At 46.9% G+C, this 16,198-nt stretch carries 16 protein-coding genes; 1 reads left to right on the forward strand and 15 read right to left on the reverse strand.

Going from position 1 to position 16,198, the window contains the following annotated elements; translation table 11 throughout:
• Positions 1-17: 17 nt before the first annotated feature.
• The 6 genes from yqfC to rpsU form a co-directional block, all read right to left on the reverse strand.
• Entirely contained in the window at positions 18-299 is a 282-nt protein-coding gene (gene yqfC, locus GNE05_RS13280) for a sporulation protein YqfC (RefSeq protein ID WP_003152966.1), read from the reverse strand.
• 56 nt (positions 300-355) lie between these two features.
• Positions 356-790, reverse strand: coding sequence for a hypothetical protein (locus tag GNE05_RS13285; RefSeq protein ID WP_014418408.1), 435 nt, complete (start codon positions 788-790; stop codon positions 356-358).
• A 27-nt stretch (positions 791-817) separates the two neighbouring features.
• Positions 818-1,810, reverse strand: coding sequence for a flotillin-like protein FloA (gene floA / locus GNE05_RS13290; RefSeq protein WP_014418409.1), 993 nt, complete (start codon positions 1,808-1,810; stop codon positions 818-820).
• A 24-nt stretch (positions 1,811-1,834) separates the two neighbouring features.
• The gene (locus GNE05_RS13295) at positions 1,835-3,151 is read right to left on the reverse strand and encodes an NfeD family protein (RefSeq protein ID WP_160182877.1); all 1,317 of its coding nucleotides are present in this window, start codon (positions 3,149-3,151) and stop codon (positions 1,835-1,837) included.
• A gap of 122 nt (positions 3,152-3,273) precedes the next feature.
• Complete coding sequence (locus GNE05_RS13300) at positions 3,274-3,720, reverse strand: GatB/YqeY domain-containing protein (protein ID WP_007408278.1); 447 nt, start codon at positions 3,718-3,720, stop codon at positions 3,274-3,276.
• 14 nt (positions 3,721-3,734) lie between these two features.
• Positions 3,735-3,908: a 30S ribosomal protein S21 gene (gene rpsU / locus GNE05_RS13305; protein WP_003152957.1), complete on the reverse strand. Its 174-nt coding sequence runs from the start codon at positions 3,906-3,908 to the stop codon at positions 3,735-3,737.
• A gap of 171 nt (positions 3,909-4,079) precedes the next feature.
• Here rpsU and GNE05_RS13310 point away from each other — a divergent pair, with 171 nt between their 5' ends.
• Positions 4,080-5,006 (forward strand): Na/Pi symporter, encoded by a 927-nt coding sequence (locus tag GNE05_RS13310; protein WP_015240237.1) that lies wholly within the window; start codon positions 4,080-4,082, stop codon positions 5,004-5,006.
• 37 nt (positions 5,007-5,043) lie between these two features.
• Here GNE05_RS13310 and mtaB read toward each other — a convergent pair whose 3' ends face one another.
• From mtaB to lepA, 9 genes are all read right to left on the reverse strand, one after another.
• Complete coding sequence (gene mtaB / locus GNE05_RS13315) at positions 5,044-6,399, reverse strand: tRNA (N(6)-L-threonylcarbamoyladenosine(37)-C(2))-methylthiotransferase MtaB (RefSeq protein WP_160182878.1); 1,356 nt, start codon at positions 6,397-6,399, stop codon at positions 5,044-5,046.
• Entirely contained in the window at positions 6,399-7,169 is a 771-nt protein-coding gene (locus tag GNE05_RS13320) for a 16S rRNA (uracil(1498)-N(3))-methyltransferase (protein ID WP_007408275.1), read from the reverse strand. Before GNE05_RS13320 ends, mtaB begins: the two co-directional genes overlap by 1 nt.
• Positions 7,170-7,191: 22 nt before the next feature.
• Positions 7,192-8,127 carry a 50S ribosomal protein L11 methyltransferase gene (gene prmA / locus GNE05_RS13325; protein ID WP_160182879.1) on the reverse strand — a complete coding sequence of 312 codons (936 nt, stop codon included), beginning with the start codon at positions 8,125-8,127 and terminating at the stop codon, positions 7,192-7,194.
• 23 nt (positions 8,128-8,150) lie between these two features.
• A complete protein-coding gene (gene dnaJ, locus GNE05_RS13330) occupies positions 8,151-9,278 on the reverse strand; it encodes a molecular chaperone DnaJ (RefSeq protein WP_003152895.1) in 1,128 nt (375 codons plus the stop codon).
• Positions 9,279-9,463: 185 nt separating this feature from the next.
• Entirely contained in the window at positions 9,464-11,302 is a 1,839-nt protein-coding gene (dnaK, locus tag GNE05_RS13335; protein ID WP_007408273.1) for a molecular chaperone DnaK, read from the reverse strand.
• A 24-nt stretch (positions 11,303-11,326) separates the two neighbouring features.
• Positions 11,327-11,902 carry a nucleotide exchange factor GrpE gene (gene grpE / locus GNE05_RS13340; protein WP_003152892.1) on the reverse strand — a complete coding sequence of 192 codons (576 nt, stop codon included), beginning with the start codon at positions 11,900-11,902 and terminating at the stop codon, positions 11,327-11,329.
• Positions 11,903-11,961: 59 nt separating this feature from the next.
• On the reverse strand, positions 11,962-12,993 hold the full coding sequence (gene hrcA / locus GNE05_RS13345) for a heat-inducible transcriptional repressor HrcA (protein ID WP_003152889.1): 1,032 nt from the start codon (positions 12,991-12,993) through the stop codon (positions 11,962-11,964).
• An 80-nt stretch (positions 12,994-13,073) separates the two neighbouring features.
• Positions 13,074-14,213 carry a radical SAM family heme chaperone HemW gene (gene hemW / locus GNE05_RS13350; protein ID WP_012118022.1) on the reverse strand — a complete coding sequence of 380 codons (1,140 nt, stop codon included), beginning with the start codon at positions 14,211-14,213 and terminating at the stop codon, positions 13,074-13,076.
• A 59-nt stretch (positions 14,214-14,272) separates the two neighbouring features.
• A complete protein-coding gene (gene lepA, locus GNE05_RS13355; RefSeq protein WP_014418416.1) occupies positions 14,273-16,108 on the reverse strand; it encodes a translation elongation factor 4 in 1,836 nt (611 codons plus the stop codon).
• Positions 16,109-16,198 lie beyond the last annotated feature (90 nt).

Below are 16,198 nucleotides of genomic sequence, written 5' to 3' on the forward strand. Positions count from 1 at the left end.
ATTATTTCCCCCCGGCTTTATGAATCGACATATCGTACGTGATCTATCGTGCCTTCCAAAAGAATTTCCTCAGGAAGGATTGCCTTAATGACCAAGTTTTTTCCTGATATGATACATTGCCCCTGCTTGAGCATCAGCCTGACTTCTTCTTCGCTGAACAGCAGGAGGCCTCTGTGATTCTCTATGTAGATATGAAGTCTGCCGACCATCGTAATACGAGGCAGATCCATCATAACGTCCGGGGGAATTTCCAATGCTCTTGTCAGCCATGCCTTTACACGATTCTTTCTTTGCCCCATAAAAAAAGAACCCCCTTTCATCTCATATGTATGATTTGAAAAGGGGTTCTAACACTTTATTTTTTACCGATGTTCCGCATGGTCCGGTGCGGTTTTTTTGCACGGGGCGGACCCAAAACCTCACTGAATATAATGCCTTGGACCGCAGTTTCTTTATTTATTTTGAGGGCTGATTTCTTCAGAGACGCGTTTCGTGCGCGTGCGGATGTCAGCTTATGTTCAAGCCCGTTAAACATCTGCTCCGTCTCCGCTAGGCGCTTTTCAGCTTCCCTTCTTTTTTGCTCAAAAGGGTTCTCTTTTGAAACGGCAGGCAATTCTTCCGCTTCCGGCTTATGCTCTTTCTGCGGCTGTTTTTGATCCTGCTTTTTTGCCTGATTTCCGGGACGTGTACCCGGCGGACGTTTTTCATCTTTGTTTTTCTTGCCGAATATTGCCGATATAATGCCGATGACGGCGGCAATGACGAGCGGATTTGTCAGAATCTCGTGCATATAGCGGCTCCCTCCTTAATAGAGAGGTTATTGTTGGTCTTCATCTTGCTGGTCATTCGTCAGCTTGCCGATAGAATCCCTCATGTCCGTATCCGCGTCGATATTTTTTATGTTCATATAGTCCATGACGCCGATGTTTCCTTCACGCAACGCTTCTGCCATCGCAAGCGGCACTTCGGCTTCTGCTTCCACGACTTTTGCACGCATTTCTTCTACGCGAGCGCGCATTTCCTGCTCTTGGGCGACCGCCATGGCGCGGCGCTCTTCGGCTTTGGCCTGCGCAATGTTTTTGTCTGCTTCTGCCTGATCCGTCTGAAGAATCGCTCCGATGTTTTTGCCGATATCAACGTCGGCGATGTCAATCGAAAGAATTTCAAATGCGGTGCCTGAATCCAGCCCTTTGCCAAGTACGGTCTGCGAAATCATATCAGGATTTTCAAGCACTTTTTTATGATTGTGTGAAGAACCGATTGTCGAGACAATCCCTTCTCCGACACGGGCGACAACCGTCTCTTCTCCCGCTCCTCCGACAAGGCGCTCAATATTGGCTCTTACCGTGATTCTGGCTTTTGCTTTTACTTCAATTCCGTCCATGGCGACACCCGCGATAAACGGTGTTTCAATGACCTTCGGATTGACGCTCATCTGTACGGCTTCCAATACGTCACGCCCAGCCAGGTCAATGGCTGCGCAGCGTTCAAATGTCAGTTCAATATTGGCACGCTGTGCCGCAATCAGGGCATTGACCACCCTGTCGACATTACCTCCGGCCAGATAATGGCTTTCGAGCTGATTTGTTGTTGCGGATAGGCCGGCTTTATGCGCTTTAATTAACGGATTGACAACGCGGCTTGGTATGACGCGCCGCAGCCTCATCCCGACCAAAGTGAAAATGCTGATTCTGACTCCTGCCGCAAGCGCCGAAATCCATAGCATCACCGGTACAAAGGTGAAGAATATGGCTAACACAATAATGGCAGCAGCAACTAATGCTAAAATCGCCAAACTTGACAGTTCCATCTAATTCCTCCTCAAGGTTATCATCTATATTTCTCTCACGACAATGCGTGAGCCTTCCGCTTTCACTACTTTCACCTGTCTGTCTTTTTCAGTGAATGATCCTTCCGAGACGACATCCAGACGTTCATCATCAATAATGACGGTGCCTGACGGTCTGAGGGCTGTAGCGGTAACGCCGACTTTTCCCAACAGCTCCGTCCGGTTCTGATTTGAAACATAACCGCTCTCCGTGCTTGTTGAATCAGTTAATATTAATTTTTTAAAGAATTTCATTCGTTTCCCCAACACCCTTGTTAATATGATAAAGGCTGTAATAGATACAGCAAAGGCGATCAAGAGAGAAACCGCCATTACAGTAAAGCTGCCCGCAGCGAGAAAGAGGCTCGCTATGACGCCTGCAATACCGATAAGACCGATTATGCCTCCGGGCAGAAATATCTCTAAAAGGATAAAAACCAAGCCCGCGCAAAATAAGAATACGCTGTCATAGCCGGCGAATCCGGCAGCGATATGCCCGGTAAAAAACAGCAGCATGGCCGTCAGTCCGACAGCACCCGGTATCCCGAGGCCCGGCGAGAACAATTCAATGGTCAAACCAAGCAAAGCAAGCGTTAATAAGACGGGGACAACAAACGGATTTGTCAGCCATCTGCCCAGTTTGCCGACGAAACCTTCTTTTGCATGGTGAACATCCGCTTTGTCAAAACCGAGCTTTGTATATAAAGCATCAAGGTCTGAAACCGTGCCCTCCGAATATCCGACTTCCTTGGCTTTTTCAGCTGTCAGTGTCAGCAGTTTTCCCTTTGGGGCGCCCGCTTCCTTTGCGTTGATGGCGGGGTCAGCCATGGCCAGGGCGTATTTCGGATTTCGGTTGTTTTTAACCGCTGCGTCCTCCATTTCTGCTTGCCACAGTGATTGGGCCTTTTTGTCTGCCGCGTTTCCCTTTCCGTCGATGATGGCTGCGGCACCCATTTTTCCGCCCGGCGCCATATAGATTTCATCTGCCTGAAGCGCTATATACGCTCCGGCAGAAAGCGCCCGTTTATTAACGTAAGCGGTAACAGGCACATCCGCGCGGCCGATGATATCCGCAATATCCAAGGCTGATTGAACGGCGCCTCCCGGTGTATTGATGTCAAGAATAATGTATGACGCGCCGGACTCCTTCGCTTCTTTGAAAGAACGCGATAAAAACGAGGCGAGCCCCTGTTCGACATTTTTCTCAACCGGGATGACATAAACCGATGGGTGATCAGCTTTCGCGTTCAATTGAACCCCTAATAAAGATAATACAAATAAGCCCAATAGAGCAACAGCAATTCCGGTTTTTTTTCGGAACAAGGCAAATATACCCTCCTTCCCGTTTCGTTCTTCTTTATATACGTAACAAATGTACTTTAGTTTCATTTTTTTATGTATAAAAAAAGACATCTCTCAAGGAAAGATGTCTTTTTTCTTGTCAATTAAGATAATTGACTGCTGACAAGTCTGTTAATTACGCTGCCGTCAGCTTTACCTTTTACTTTAGGCATAATAGCACTCATCACTTTGCCCATGTCCGCTTTGGAGCTCGCACCGACTTCAGCGATGGTTTCATTTACGATTGTCTGCAGCTCTTCTTCAGAAAGCTGCTTCGGTAAATAAACTTCTAAAATGTCCAGCTCTTTTTGAACTTTATCTACTAAATCTAAACGATTAGCGTTTGAAAATTCATGGAGGGAGTCTTTACGTTGCTTAAGTTCACGAGATAGGACAGTAAGTTCCTCATCCTCGGTCAAACTGTCTTTCTTAAGCTTAATTGCTTCGTTTTGAAGTGAAGCTTTCACCATTCGAACGACAGTCAGTTTGTCTTTCTCACGGCTTTTCATATACAGCTTCATATCTTGGTTAAGTCGCTCAAGAAGACTCATAAATCCACCCTCTTTTAGAATTTGCGTTTTCTAGCAGCTTCTGACTTTTTCTTGCGCTTTACGCTAGGTTTTTCATAAAATTCGCGCTTTCTTGCTTCTTGCAAAGTACCTGTCTTTGATACACTGCGTTTGAAGCGACGAAGAGCATCTTCAAGCGATTCGTTTTTTCTAACGACCGTTTTTGACATTCTCTTTCCCTCCCTCCGAATACACCAATCGACTACCTTTAAAAAGATACATATATAAACATGTACTTTGACATTATAATATAAGCCATCAGTCAGGTCAACTAAGCGAGCTCACTTTTCCGTCATGAATAAGGCTGCTTGTCTATATAATGATGGAAAGGGGTGTTTCATTTGATGATACTGATTCTCTTTACCGCACTTATCCTGATTTTTTTACTCGGAATGAGCCTGCTCAGGCAGGGGCTGATCGCATTAACGTATTCAAAAATTGAGAAGAGCCTGCTCTTATTTACCGACCACCCTTTGAAAGCTTTTCTCATAAGCATCGTATTCACCGGTTTTCTTCAGAGCAGCTCAGCCTTCATGGTCATTGTCATCGGCTTTGTCAGCGCAGGCGCTTTATCTTTTAAACGGACCATTCCGATGATTCTCGGCACGAATGTCGGCTCCACGTTTACGACGGAGTTTTTAGCCATAAAGATGGATGTGCTCATTTGGGTGCTTTTTATCGGAGGCCTTGTGTTTATCCTCCTCCGTAAATATCCGTTCAGGCAGATCGGCATAAGCTTCCTCGGTCTCGGCATCATCTTTTTTTGCATCACATGCTTCAGCCGGCTCGCCGTTCCGCTGACAGAAATGAAGGCGGGGGCGGAGGTTTTGCGACATGTGAATGATTCGAGCTGGTCCGCTCTTTTTATCGGTATGATATTGACGGCAATCATTCATTCAAGCTCCGTCTGTATCGGCATTTTGATGAGTTTTATGAACGAAGGGGTGATCGGCATTGAACAAGCGGTCAGCGTCGTTCTGGGATCTAATATCGGGACATGCGTCACGGCCGTCATGGCTGCTGTTTCAGGCGGTTATGCCGCCAGACAGACCGCCGGTGCTCACGTTGTGTTTAATATTCTCGGCGTGCTGCTCGTATTTCCCTTCCTGTCCGCATCAGCAGGTTTTACGGAGCGCCTGTCTGATGATCCCGCGCAGATGATTGCCCATTTCAGCCTGTTATTTAACGTAGTCACCGCCCTATTGTTTCTGCCGTTCACACATTTGTTTTACCGGCTGATTGACAGGCTGATTCCTCCGAAACCGTAAAAAAACCGATGCGGGAAGGCACCGGTTTTTTTATCTGTTATGAAGACATGCGCATGTTCCGGGTCATTTCATCCTCAACGACGCGTACGAATTGCCCTTCATTATACGGATAGCCCGCTTTTTGAATTTTGACTTTGACAAGTTTGCCGATTACATCCTCCGTGCCTTTGAAGACGACTTTCATGTAATTGTCCGTATAGCCGACGAACATGCCCTCCTCATCAGACTCTTTAAACGCCTCTTCCGGAATGATTTCCAGAACCTCTCCTTCATAATCGGAGGCGTATTCTTTGGCAAGCTGGTCAGACAGCGCGATCAGCTTATGCACCCGTTCGTTTTTCACGTTCTCGTCAACCTGGTCTTCCATTCTGGCCGCAGGTGTTCCGGTGCGTTTGCTGTAAGGGAATACGTGAAGCTCTGAAAACTTATGTTCTTTAATGAACCGGTATGTTTCCATAAATTCTTCTTCCGTTTCTCCCGGGAAACCGACGATGACATCAGATGTGACGGCAAGACCCGGCAGCGCTTCTTTCAGCTTATTTAAACGGTCCGCGAAAAATTCCATTGTATATTTGCGTCTCATCCGTTTCAGAACGGTGTTTGATCCTGACTGAATCGGGATATGAAGGTGGCGGACGATTTTATCAGACGCATCCAGCACTTCAATCACTTCATCAGTGATTTGGCTTGCTTCAATAGATGAAATTCTGATCCGCTTCAATCCTTCTACACGTGTATCAAGCTCGCGGAGAAGCTTGGCGAAATTATAATCTTTCATATCTTCGCCGTAGCCGCCCGTATGAATCCCCGTCAGGACGATTTCTTTATAGCCGGCATCCACCAGCTGCTGCGCCTGTTTAATGACTTCTTCCGGATCACGGGAACGAAGCAGGCCGCGCGCCCAAGGGATAATGCAGAACGTACAGAAGTTGTTGCAGCCCTCTTGGATTTTTAACGACGCTCTTGTGCGGTCAGTAAAAGCGGGAACACCCAGCTCTTCAAACACGCGTGCTTTCATAATATTGCCGACGCCGTTGATCGGCTGACGCTCTTCCCTGTACTGCTCAATGTAACCGAGCATTTTTTCACGATCCTGCGTGCCGACGACGATGTCAACACCCGGGATGGCCATAATTTCTGCCGGAGAGGTTTGCGCATAGCACCCTGTTACGCAGATGACGCCGTCAGGATTTTGGCGGATCGCCCGTCTGATGACTTGACGGCTTTTTTTATCTCCCGTGTTTGTTACCGTACATGTATTAATGACATATACATCTGCTGTCTGTTCGAATTCTTTTCGTTCATAACCCGCATCTTTAAACAGCTGCCAGATTGCTTCTGTTTCATAATGGTTGACCTTGCAGCCAAGGGTATGAAAAGCAACAGTTGCCATTACTGATCACCTCTTAATAACTCTGTATGATAGGAAACTGCGCTTAACGCGTAAAGAGGCGCAGTTTCAGTCCGTAAAATTCTCGGTCCGAGGCCGCATAAGACGGCGCCTTTTTCTGAAAGCTGATGAACTTCAGACTCAGTCAGACCGCCTTCAGGGCCGAATACGATTAAAAGAGACGAACCTTGCGGAAGGCTTTTGAGCTCCGCGGCGAAAGCGCCCGTTTCTCCCTGCTTTGATGACTCCTCGTATGCAACGACACATTTATCGACATTCTCCGCCATTTCAAGCAGCTGCCGGAACGTATGAACGGTTTTCACTTCGGGAATTTCATTGCGGTACGATTGCTCCGCCGCTTCCTTCGCGATTTTCGCCCATCTCTCCCGTTTTTTCTTTGCCTTTTTGTCGTCTAGCTTAACGACGGATCTGGCGCCTTGAAAAGGGATGAACATACTTGCCCCCAGCTCGGTCCCTTTTTGGATAATCCATTCAAGCTTATCGCCTTTCGGGAGGCCGCTTGCGATCCTGATCTTCAAAGGCAGTTCACGGTTTTCACCCGTCCACTCAGCAATGCTGCATGATATATGATCTTTAGAAACCTCTTTAAGCAGGCATAACGCTTCATGGCCGTCTTTCGAACAGCAGATAATCCGGTCTCCCGCACTCATTCTCATGACGTTCGCTATATGGTGGACGTCTTCCCCCGTGATTTGAAAATCAGGAGTTTCGTCCATCTCCTGCTTCGTGAGCTCGATAAAATATCGTTGCATACGCTGTGACACCTACTAACTGTTATTTTTTCGCGATGATGCTGACCCAATCTTCCATAGACAGAATTTCTATGATGGTAAAGCCGGCTTTTCCCAACGCTTCTTTTACTTCCTGTTTTTTCTGGCCGATAATGCCTGAAGTAATAAAATGGCCTCCGTCTTTGAGCAGGTCGTACGCCTGTGATGTAAAGCGGAGAATCACTTCCGCCAAAATATTTGCGACAATGACATCATGTTCGCCCGTGATGCCGTCTAACAAATTGTTCTGCTTCACTTCGGCCGTATCACTCACTTTGTTCAATTTCAGATTCAGACGCGCGCTTTCAACAGCGACCGGATCAAGGTCATACGCATGAACCGATTCGGCCTCAAGCATGGCGGCCGCGATGCTTAAAATTCCTGAACCGGTGCCGACATCAATGATACGGTCGCCTTTTTGAACGATACGCTCAAGCGCCTGAATGCATAAAACCGTTGTCGGATGCGTTCCCGTACCGAATGCCATACCCGGGTCCATTTCGATAATCAGTTCATCTGTATGAACAGGTGTATACGTTTCCCATGTGGGAACGATCGTGAACTTTTCAGAAATTTTCACAGGATGATAATACTTTTTCCAAGCTGTCGCCCATTCTTCTTCATTAACTTCAGAAATGGTGATTTTGTTTCTGCCCAAATCAATGTCGTACAAAAGCAGATTGTTAATCGTCTCTTTAATGCCGTCCACCGTTTCGCCGAGGAAACTGTTGATCGGCAGATACGCTTTGACAATGACACCCTCATCGGGGTAATCATTGGGGTCGAGCTGGTAGATTTCCCCGTAAACATTCTCACGCTCTTTCATTAAATCAAGCGGATCTTCGATGACAACCCCGCTCGCACCAGCTTCATGCAAAATATTTGAGATGGGTTCGACCGCTTCATGTGTTGTGTGAATGCTGATTTCGGACCATTTCAAAACTACCAACTCCTATCCAATCATTACTCGCCTTTAAATGCGCGTTTTACTTTGTCAAAGAAACTCATTTCTTGTTCATCCGGCAGGTTTCCGCTGACTTCAGCGAACTCGCGGATGATGTCTTTTTGTTTATCTGTCAGATTCGTCGGTGTGACGACGCGGACGACAATGTGCTGGTCGCCTTGTCCGTAGCCCCGGACGTTCTGAACGCCTTTGCCTCTTAATCTGAATTTCGTGCCGGTTTGTGTGCCGGCAGGTATTTTCAATTTCACTTTTCCGTGAAGCGTCGGCACTTCCACTTCGTCTCCGAGTGCCGCTTGGGCAAACGTTAACGGCATTTCGCAATAAATATCGTCTCCGTCGCGCTCAAAGAACTCGTGGGCGCGCACATGGAATACGACAAACAGATCTCCCGCAGGCCCTCCGTTTACGCCCGGTTCACCTTGGCCCGGAACGCGCAGCTGCTGTCCGTCATCCACACCGGCAGGAATCGTGACATTGATTTTTTTCCGTTTTTTTACTTTGCCCGTGCCGCCGCAGTCAGAACACTTGTTTTTGATGATTTTTCCTGTTCCTTCACAGTGGTGGCAGACTCTTCGGTTAACCACTTTGCCAAACGGCGTGTTCTGTTCGACGTTCAGCTGGCCTGAACCTCCGCAGTGCGAGCACGTATCCGGCTTTGTTCCCGGCTTCGCGCCAGACCCTTTACATGTTTCGCAATTCTCTTCGCGCGGAATTTCAATGATCGTTTCTTTTCCGAAAGCCGCGTCTTCAAATGACAGGGTCATTGTATACTGCAGATCCGCGCCTTGCCGCGGCGCATTCGGGTCACGGCGTCTCGTGCCGCCTCCGAAGATGCTTGAGAAGATGTCATCGAAACCGAAGCCGCCGAAGTCTCCGCCGCCTCCGAAACCGCCGCCGAATCCCTGGTTAGGGTCTGTATGGCCGAATTGGTCATATTGAGCGCGTTTTTGGTCGTCTGAGAGCGCTTCGTACGCTTCTTTTACCTCTTTGAATTTTTCATCTGCTCCGGATTCTTTATTGATATCAGGATGATATTTTTTTGAAAGCTTCCGATAGGCTTTTTTGATTTCATCCTTTGAAGCGCTCTTACTTACCCCAAGCACTTCATAGTAATCACGCTTACTCATCTCGCTTCACTCTCCCGAATTTCTCACATAAATTAGATTGTATCATTTTGAATTATGTTTTTTCAATTCCTTTTATCCCGGGCAAGAAAAAAAGTCAAAGCCAAGAGATGCCTGACTTTGACTTTCTGTCTGTTGAATCAGAATATGCTGTGTGTTCTTCCGCCTATAGCCATGCGGGAAAGAACTTATTTTTTCGTTTCGTCGTCTTTTACTTCTTCGTATTCCGCATCGACAACGTTGTCGTCCGCTTTTTTGCCTTCAGCGTTTGCCCCGCCTTCAGCCTGCTGCGCTTTTGCAGCTTCTTCATAAAGCTTCATAGAAAGCTCTTGAACGATTGTTTGAAGCTCATCTTTTTTCGCTTTGATGTCTTCAATTTCGTTTTTCTCGATAGCGGCTTTCAGCGCGTCTTTCGCGTCGTTTGCTTTTTTCACTTGCTCTTCGTCCACTTTGCCTTCCAGATCTTTTAATGTTTTTTCCGTTTGGAACACAAGCTGGTCAGCTTCGTTGCGGACTTCGATTTCTTCTTTTCTCTTCGCATCAGCGTCAGCGTTTTCTTCCGCTTCTTTTACCATGCGTTCGATCTCATCATCAGAAAGACCTGAAGAAGATTTGATAGTAATGTTTTGTTCTTTTCCTGTGCCTAAGTCTTTCGCTCTTACGTTTACGATACCGTTTTTGTCAATATCGAAAGAAACTTCGATTTGCGGTACGCCGCGCGGTGCCGGCGGGATATCAGTAAGCTGGAAGCGGCCGAGCGTTTTGTTGTCGGCAGACATCGGGCGCTCACCTTGAAGCACGTGAATGTCAACAGCCGTTTGGTTGTCAGCAGCGGTTGAGAATACTTGAGACTTGCTCGTCGGAATTGTCGTGTTGCGGTCGATCAGTTTCGTGAACACGCCGCCCATTGTTTCAATACCGAGAGAAAGCGGTGTAACGTCAAGAAGAACAACGTCTTTTACGTCTCCCGTGATGACGCCGCCTTGAATCGCTGCACCCAGCGCTACAACTTCATCAGGGTTTACGCCTTTATGCGCTTCTTTACCCGTTTCTTTTTTGATTGCTTCCTGTACGGCAGGAATACGTGTTGATCCGCCGACAAGGATAACTTTGTCGATTTCGCTTGCAGAAAGATCCGCATCTTGAAGAGCCTGACGGACAGGAGCCATTGTGCGCTCAACAAGGTGAGCGGAAAGCTCTTCGAATTTAGCGCGGGTCAGTGTCAGCTCAAGGTGAAGCGGACCTGCTTCTCCCGCCGTGATAAATGGTAAAGAAATTTGTGTAGATGATACGCCGGAAAGATCTTTTTTCGCTTTCTCAGCCGCATCTTTCAAACGCTGAAGCGCCATTTTGTCTTTTGAAAGATCAATGCCGTTTTCTTTTTTGAATTCTGCTACGAGATGATCGATGATGACTTGGTCAAAGTCGTCCCCGCCAAGACGGTTGTCACCGGCAGTTGAACGGACTTCAAACACGCCGTCGCCAAGTTCAAGAACAGATACGTCAAACGTACCGCCGCCAAGGTCGTAAACAAGAATTGTTTGGTCTTCGTCCGTTTTATCAAGTCCGTATGCAAGCGCTGCTGCAGTCGGCTCGTTGATAATACGCTCTACTTCAAGACCGGCGATTTTACCGGCATCTTTTGTCGCTTGGCGCTCCGCATCGTTGAAGTATGCAGGAACCGTGATAACGGCTTTTGAAACTGTTTCGCCGAGGTAGCTTTCAGCATATGCTTTCAGATGCTGAAGGATAATAGCTGACACTTCTTGAGGCGTGTAGTCTTTTCCTTCGATTTCCACTTTATAGTCAGTACCCATATGGCGTTTAACAGACATGATTGTGTTAGGGTTTGTGATAGATTGGCGTTTTGCCACTTCCCCTACTTGGCGCTCGCCGTTTTTAAATGCAACGACTGACGGAGTCGTACGGTTTCCTTCAGCGTTGGCGATAACTGTAGGCTCTCCGCCTTCAAGCACTGCCACACATGAGTTTGTCGTACCCAAGTCAATTCCGATTACTTTACTCACTTTGAATTACCTCCTGCTATGTAGTTATTGATTCACTTTTACCATTGAAGGACGGATGACGCGATCCTTCAGTTTGTAGCCTTTTTGCAGTTCTTCGATAACAATATTGCTGCCGAAGTTTTCATCTTCCACCTGCATGACGGCTTGGTGAAGGTTCGGATCAAATTCCTGACCGACAGCTTCGATGGCTTCAACGCCTTCTTTTTCAAGTGCGTCCATCAGCTGGCGGCGGACCATTTCCATACCTTGCAGCAAGCTTTTTGTCTGCTCGCTTTCAGCTTCTACCTGTAGCGCCCGTTCAAAGTTATCGAGAGCCGGAAGGATTTCCGTTACGACGTTTTGAGAACGGTATTTCTGAGCAGCTTCCATTTCAAGGCGGCTGCGTCGTTTATAGTTTTCAAAGTCTGCTTGAACACGCAAAAGTTTGTTTTCTTTTTCATCAAGCAAACCCTGCAATTCATCAATTTGGTGCTGAAGGGCTTCTTCCTGACCTGCCGTTTCTTCATGCTGCTCTTGTGAAGCGGCTTGTTCTGCCTGTTCTGTCACTTCTTCTTGTTCTGCTGCTTCAACCTGTTCTGCGGTTTGTTTTTCTTCTGACATTGTGTTCACCTCCCTCAAATGCTGTAAAAAGATGACTGAAAATGATTGCCAAAATTCCCTTATTCATCATACAAACTTGTGAATGCTTTTGACAAGTCCGAAGTCACGTGCTGCAGCAGGCTGACGACTCTTGAATAATTCATGCGCGTCGGCCCGATAATGGCGATTGATCCGATCTGTTTCGTATCAACTGTATAGGTGGCCGTGATTAAACTGCAATTTTCCATTTCTTCGTAGTCATTTTCTTTGCCGATTTTGATTGAAATCCCGGCTTTTGATGACTGAAACAGCTTCAGAACATCCTGCTCTTTTTCAATTAAAGATAAGAGCGAGCGGACCCTTTCAATATCATGGAACTCCGGCTGATTCAGCATGTTGATCTTTCCGCCGAAAAATAATTTCTCAACGTGGGCCGCCGGATGGAATGTGGAGCGGAGCGATTCAAGTATGCTGTCATAGTTGGCGATATGCTGCCTTAAATATGTGACAACCTCTTTGAAAATGCGCTCATTCAGTTCGTCCATCGGCACGCCCGCTAATCGATCGTTTAATATATTGACCAGTTTTTCAATATCGGCCAGATCCACTTTAGCCGGGAAATTGATAGTGCGGTTTTCGACATGCCCCGTGTTCGTGACGAGGATGGCGACCGCCTTATCCGGCTGGATCGGAACGATTTGAATCTGTTTAAGATAGTTCTCGCTCAGCGTCGGCCCGAGGACAATCGATGTGTAGTTTGTCAGATCGGACAAGATTTGCGCTGATTTTTGGACTGTTTTTTCCAGCTCGAAGATTTTTTCTTTAAATATCGAGTGAATTAAATCCAGATCGGTTTTTGTCAGCTTGACGGGTGACAGCAAATGATCGACATAATACCTGTACCCTTTTTCCGACGGAATCCGTCCTGAGGATGAATGGGTTTTTTCAATAAAGCCCAATTCCTCCAAGTCAGCCATCTCGTTTCTGATCGTTGCAGAGCTGAATGTAATCTCGTCTTTTTTTGAAAGAGTTCTTGATCCTACAGGCTGCGCTGATTGTATAAAATCATTAATAATCACTTGCAGGATCAACAGCTGACGATTTGTTAACATCATCATCACCCCTGTTAGCACTCAAGGTCAGCGAGTGCTAATTCTATATCAAAAGTAACAAACCAAAAGAAAAATGTCAATTATAACTCACCCAAAAAAGCGCCAAAAACCTCATTTCCTAATAATTTGCCCTCATGCGTTAATGCAACCGATTCTTCCGTGTCACAGATCAGGCCTTTTTCGGTTAAATCTTTGAGAACATCGGGAAACAGTTCGTCGACCGAGCGTCCGAATTTATCGAGAAAAGCTTGCTTTTGTACGCCGGACATTTTTCTGAGACCGAGGAACATTTCTTCTTCAATCTGCTCCTCACGTGTCACCTCGTGCGTGTCACGGTAAGGCAGCCCCTTTTCTTCGATGAGCTGCATGTAATGTTTCACAGGCCCGGCGTTGACGGTGCGCGTGCCGCTGATATATCCGTGAGCGCCAGCGCCAAAACCGAAATACTCTTCATTGCTCCAATACGTCAGATTATGCTGCGATTCGTATCCGGGCTTTGCAAAGTTACTGATCTCGTATTGACGGATGCCCGCTTCACTCATCTGCCTCATGACCGTTTCATACATCTCGGCCTCTTGTTCTTGCGCCGGGAGATGCAGGCGGCCTTTTTGCATTAAATTATAAAACACCGTTTTCGGCTCTACGATCAGCGAGTAAACGGAATAGTGCTCCGCATCAAGAGACAAAGCCGTTTTGACGGAATTGTCAAGATCGGCCAGCGTCTGACCCGGCAGGCCGAACATCAAATCGAGACTGATGTTGTCGAAGCCGAGAGCCCTCGCACGTTCAAAGGAAGTGAATACGTCCTTTTGTTTATGCACTCTGCCGATTTTTTGTAAAAGCTCATCTTCAAAGGTTTGAACACCGAAGCTCAGCCGGTTGACACCGGCATTTTTCATGATTTTTAATTTTTCCGGGGACAAATCATCCGGATTCGCTTCCGCGGCAAATTCTATGAGTCCGTCAGAAGGCTTCAGCACGCGGTGAATGGAATCCATCAATTTTTCCAGCTGGACGGGTGAGAGCGATGTCGGCGTGCCTCCCCCGATAAAAATCGTACGGAGATCAGGGCGTCCCGTCCGTTCTATTGTATTTATCATTTCCTTTTCGAGTGAGTTTAAGTACTCATCGACAGGCTGGCTCTGAATAAAATATTTATTGAAATCGCAATAGTGGCAGATATGCTCACAAAACGGGATATGAATATAAGCTGATTTCATTTTGAAACACCTTCTTCTTTACAGAAAGAAGCCGCAGTGCGGGACTGCGGCGGCTTCCGTTATTTTTTCGGGCTGTCATCCATTTTAAGAACGGCCATAAACGCTTCCTGCGGCACTTCTACTGAGCCGACCTGCTTCATCCGGCGTTTTCCTTCTTTTTGTTTTTCAAGAAGCTTCCGTTTCCGCGAGATGTCTCCTCCGTAACATTTTGCAAGGACGTTTTTCCGCATGGCCTTAATGGTCGAGCGGGCCACGATTTTCTGTCCGATCGCTGCTTGAATCGGTACTTCAAAGTGCTGGCGCGGAATAAGTTCTTTTAGTTTTTCCACAATTACTTTTCCGCGTTCGTACGCGTAATCGCGATGCACGATAAATGACAGCGCGTCGATTTTTTCTCCGTTCAGCATAATGTCCATCTTGACAAGTTTAGACGGTTTGTAGCCGATCAGTTCGTAATCAAAGGACGCGTAGCCTTTTGTGCTTGATTTCAGCTGATCAAAAAACTCATAGACGATTTCCGCTAATGGCATGTCATAGACAATGCTGACACGATTTGCGTCTAAATATTGCATGTCGATAAAATTGCCGCGTTTTCCTTGGCAAAGCTCCATCACCGCACCGACATAATCGTTCGGCACCATCATTGTCGCTTTTACATACGGCTCCTCGATTCTTTCGATCTTTTGCGGGTCAGGCATGTTGGACGGGTTGTCGACAACAACCTTTTCGCCGTCTGTCATATACACATCATAGATAACACTCGGTGCCGTTGTGATCAGGTCGATTTTAAACTCACGCTCAATCCGCTCCTGAATGATTTCCATGTGAAGCATACCTAAAAATCCGCAGCGGAAACCGAATCCGAGCGCTTGGGATGTCTCTGCTTCATATTGAAGCGATGAGTCATTCAGTTCAAGCTTCTCAAGAGCTTCCCTTAAATCGTTGTATTTGGCCGTATCGATCGGATACAAACCGCAATACACCATCGGGTTCAGCTTGCGATATCCAGGCAATGCTTCGGCAGCCTGATTGGCCGCGCTTGTTATCGTGTCACCGACGCGTGTGTCACCGACATTTTTGATCGCAGCAGTTAAAAAGCCGACATCGCCGACGGTCAGTTCATCTGTCGGAGTTGCTTTCGGCGTGAACACACCGACTTCTGTCACTTCAAACTCTTTTCCGGTTGCCATCATTTTAATTTTCTGGCCCGGTTTGACCGTTCCTTCTACGACTCTGATATACGCGACGACTCCGCGGTACGCGTCATAAAGCGAGTCAAAGATGAGCGCTTTCAGCGGAGCTTCCGGATCTCCCGCGGGAGCCGGCACTTTTTCTACGATCTGCTCTAAAATGTCTTCGATGCCGATGCCCGCTTTCGCTGAAGCGAGGACGGCGTCTGAAGCGTCAAGGCCGATAACGTCCTCAACCTCTTGACGCACACGTTCTGGCTCTGCGCTCGGAAGATCGATTTTATTAATGACAGGAAGAATCTCAAGATCATTATCAAGCGCCAGATAGACGTTCGCCAATGTCTGCGCTTCTATTCCCTGAGCCGCATCAACAACGAGAATCGCGCCTTCGCAGGCAGCCAGGCTTCGCGATACTTCATATGTAAAGTCGACGTGTCCGGGCGTGTCGATGAGATGGAATATATATTCTTCTCCGTCTTTTGCTTTGTATTTCAGCTGAACGGAATTTAATTTGATGGTAATTCCCCGTTCGCGTTCAAGGTCCATTGAATCAAGCAATTGTTCTTTCATTTCCCGCTGGGTGATCGCCGATGTTTTTTCTAAAATCCGATCCGCCAAGGTCGATTTGCCGTGGTCTATGTGGGCGATGATGGAGAAATTCCGGATTCTTGACTGCCTCTCTAAACGCTTTTCTTTATCTGTCACAATCTATCACTCCTACTATTAAACGCAAAATACACTAGTTTAGATTATATCAATAGGATTGTAAACATTCAATTAAAACAAGAAAGAGAA

The sequence above is a fragment of the Bacillus sp. AM1(2019) genome (assembly GCF_009906915.1).
Taxonomy (GTDB): Bacteria; Bacillota; Bacilli; order Bacillales; family Bacillaceae; genus Bacillus; species Bacillus velezensis.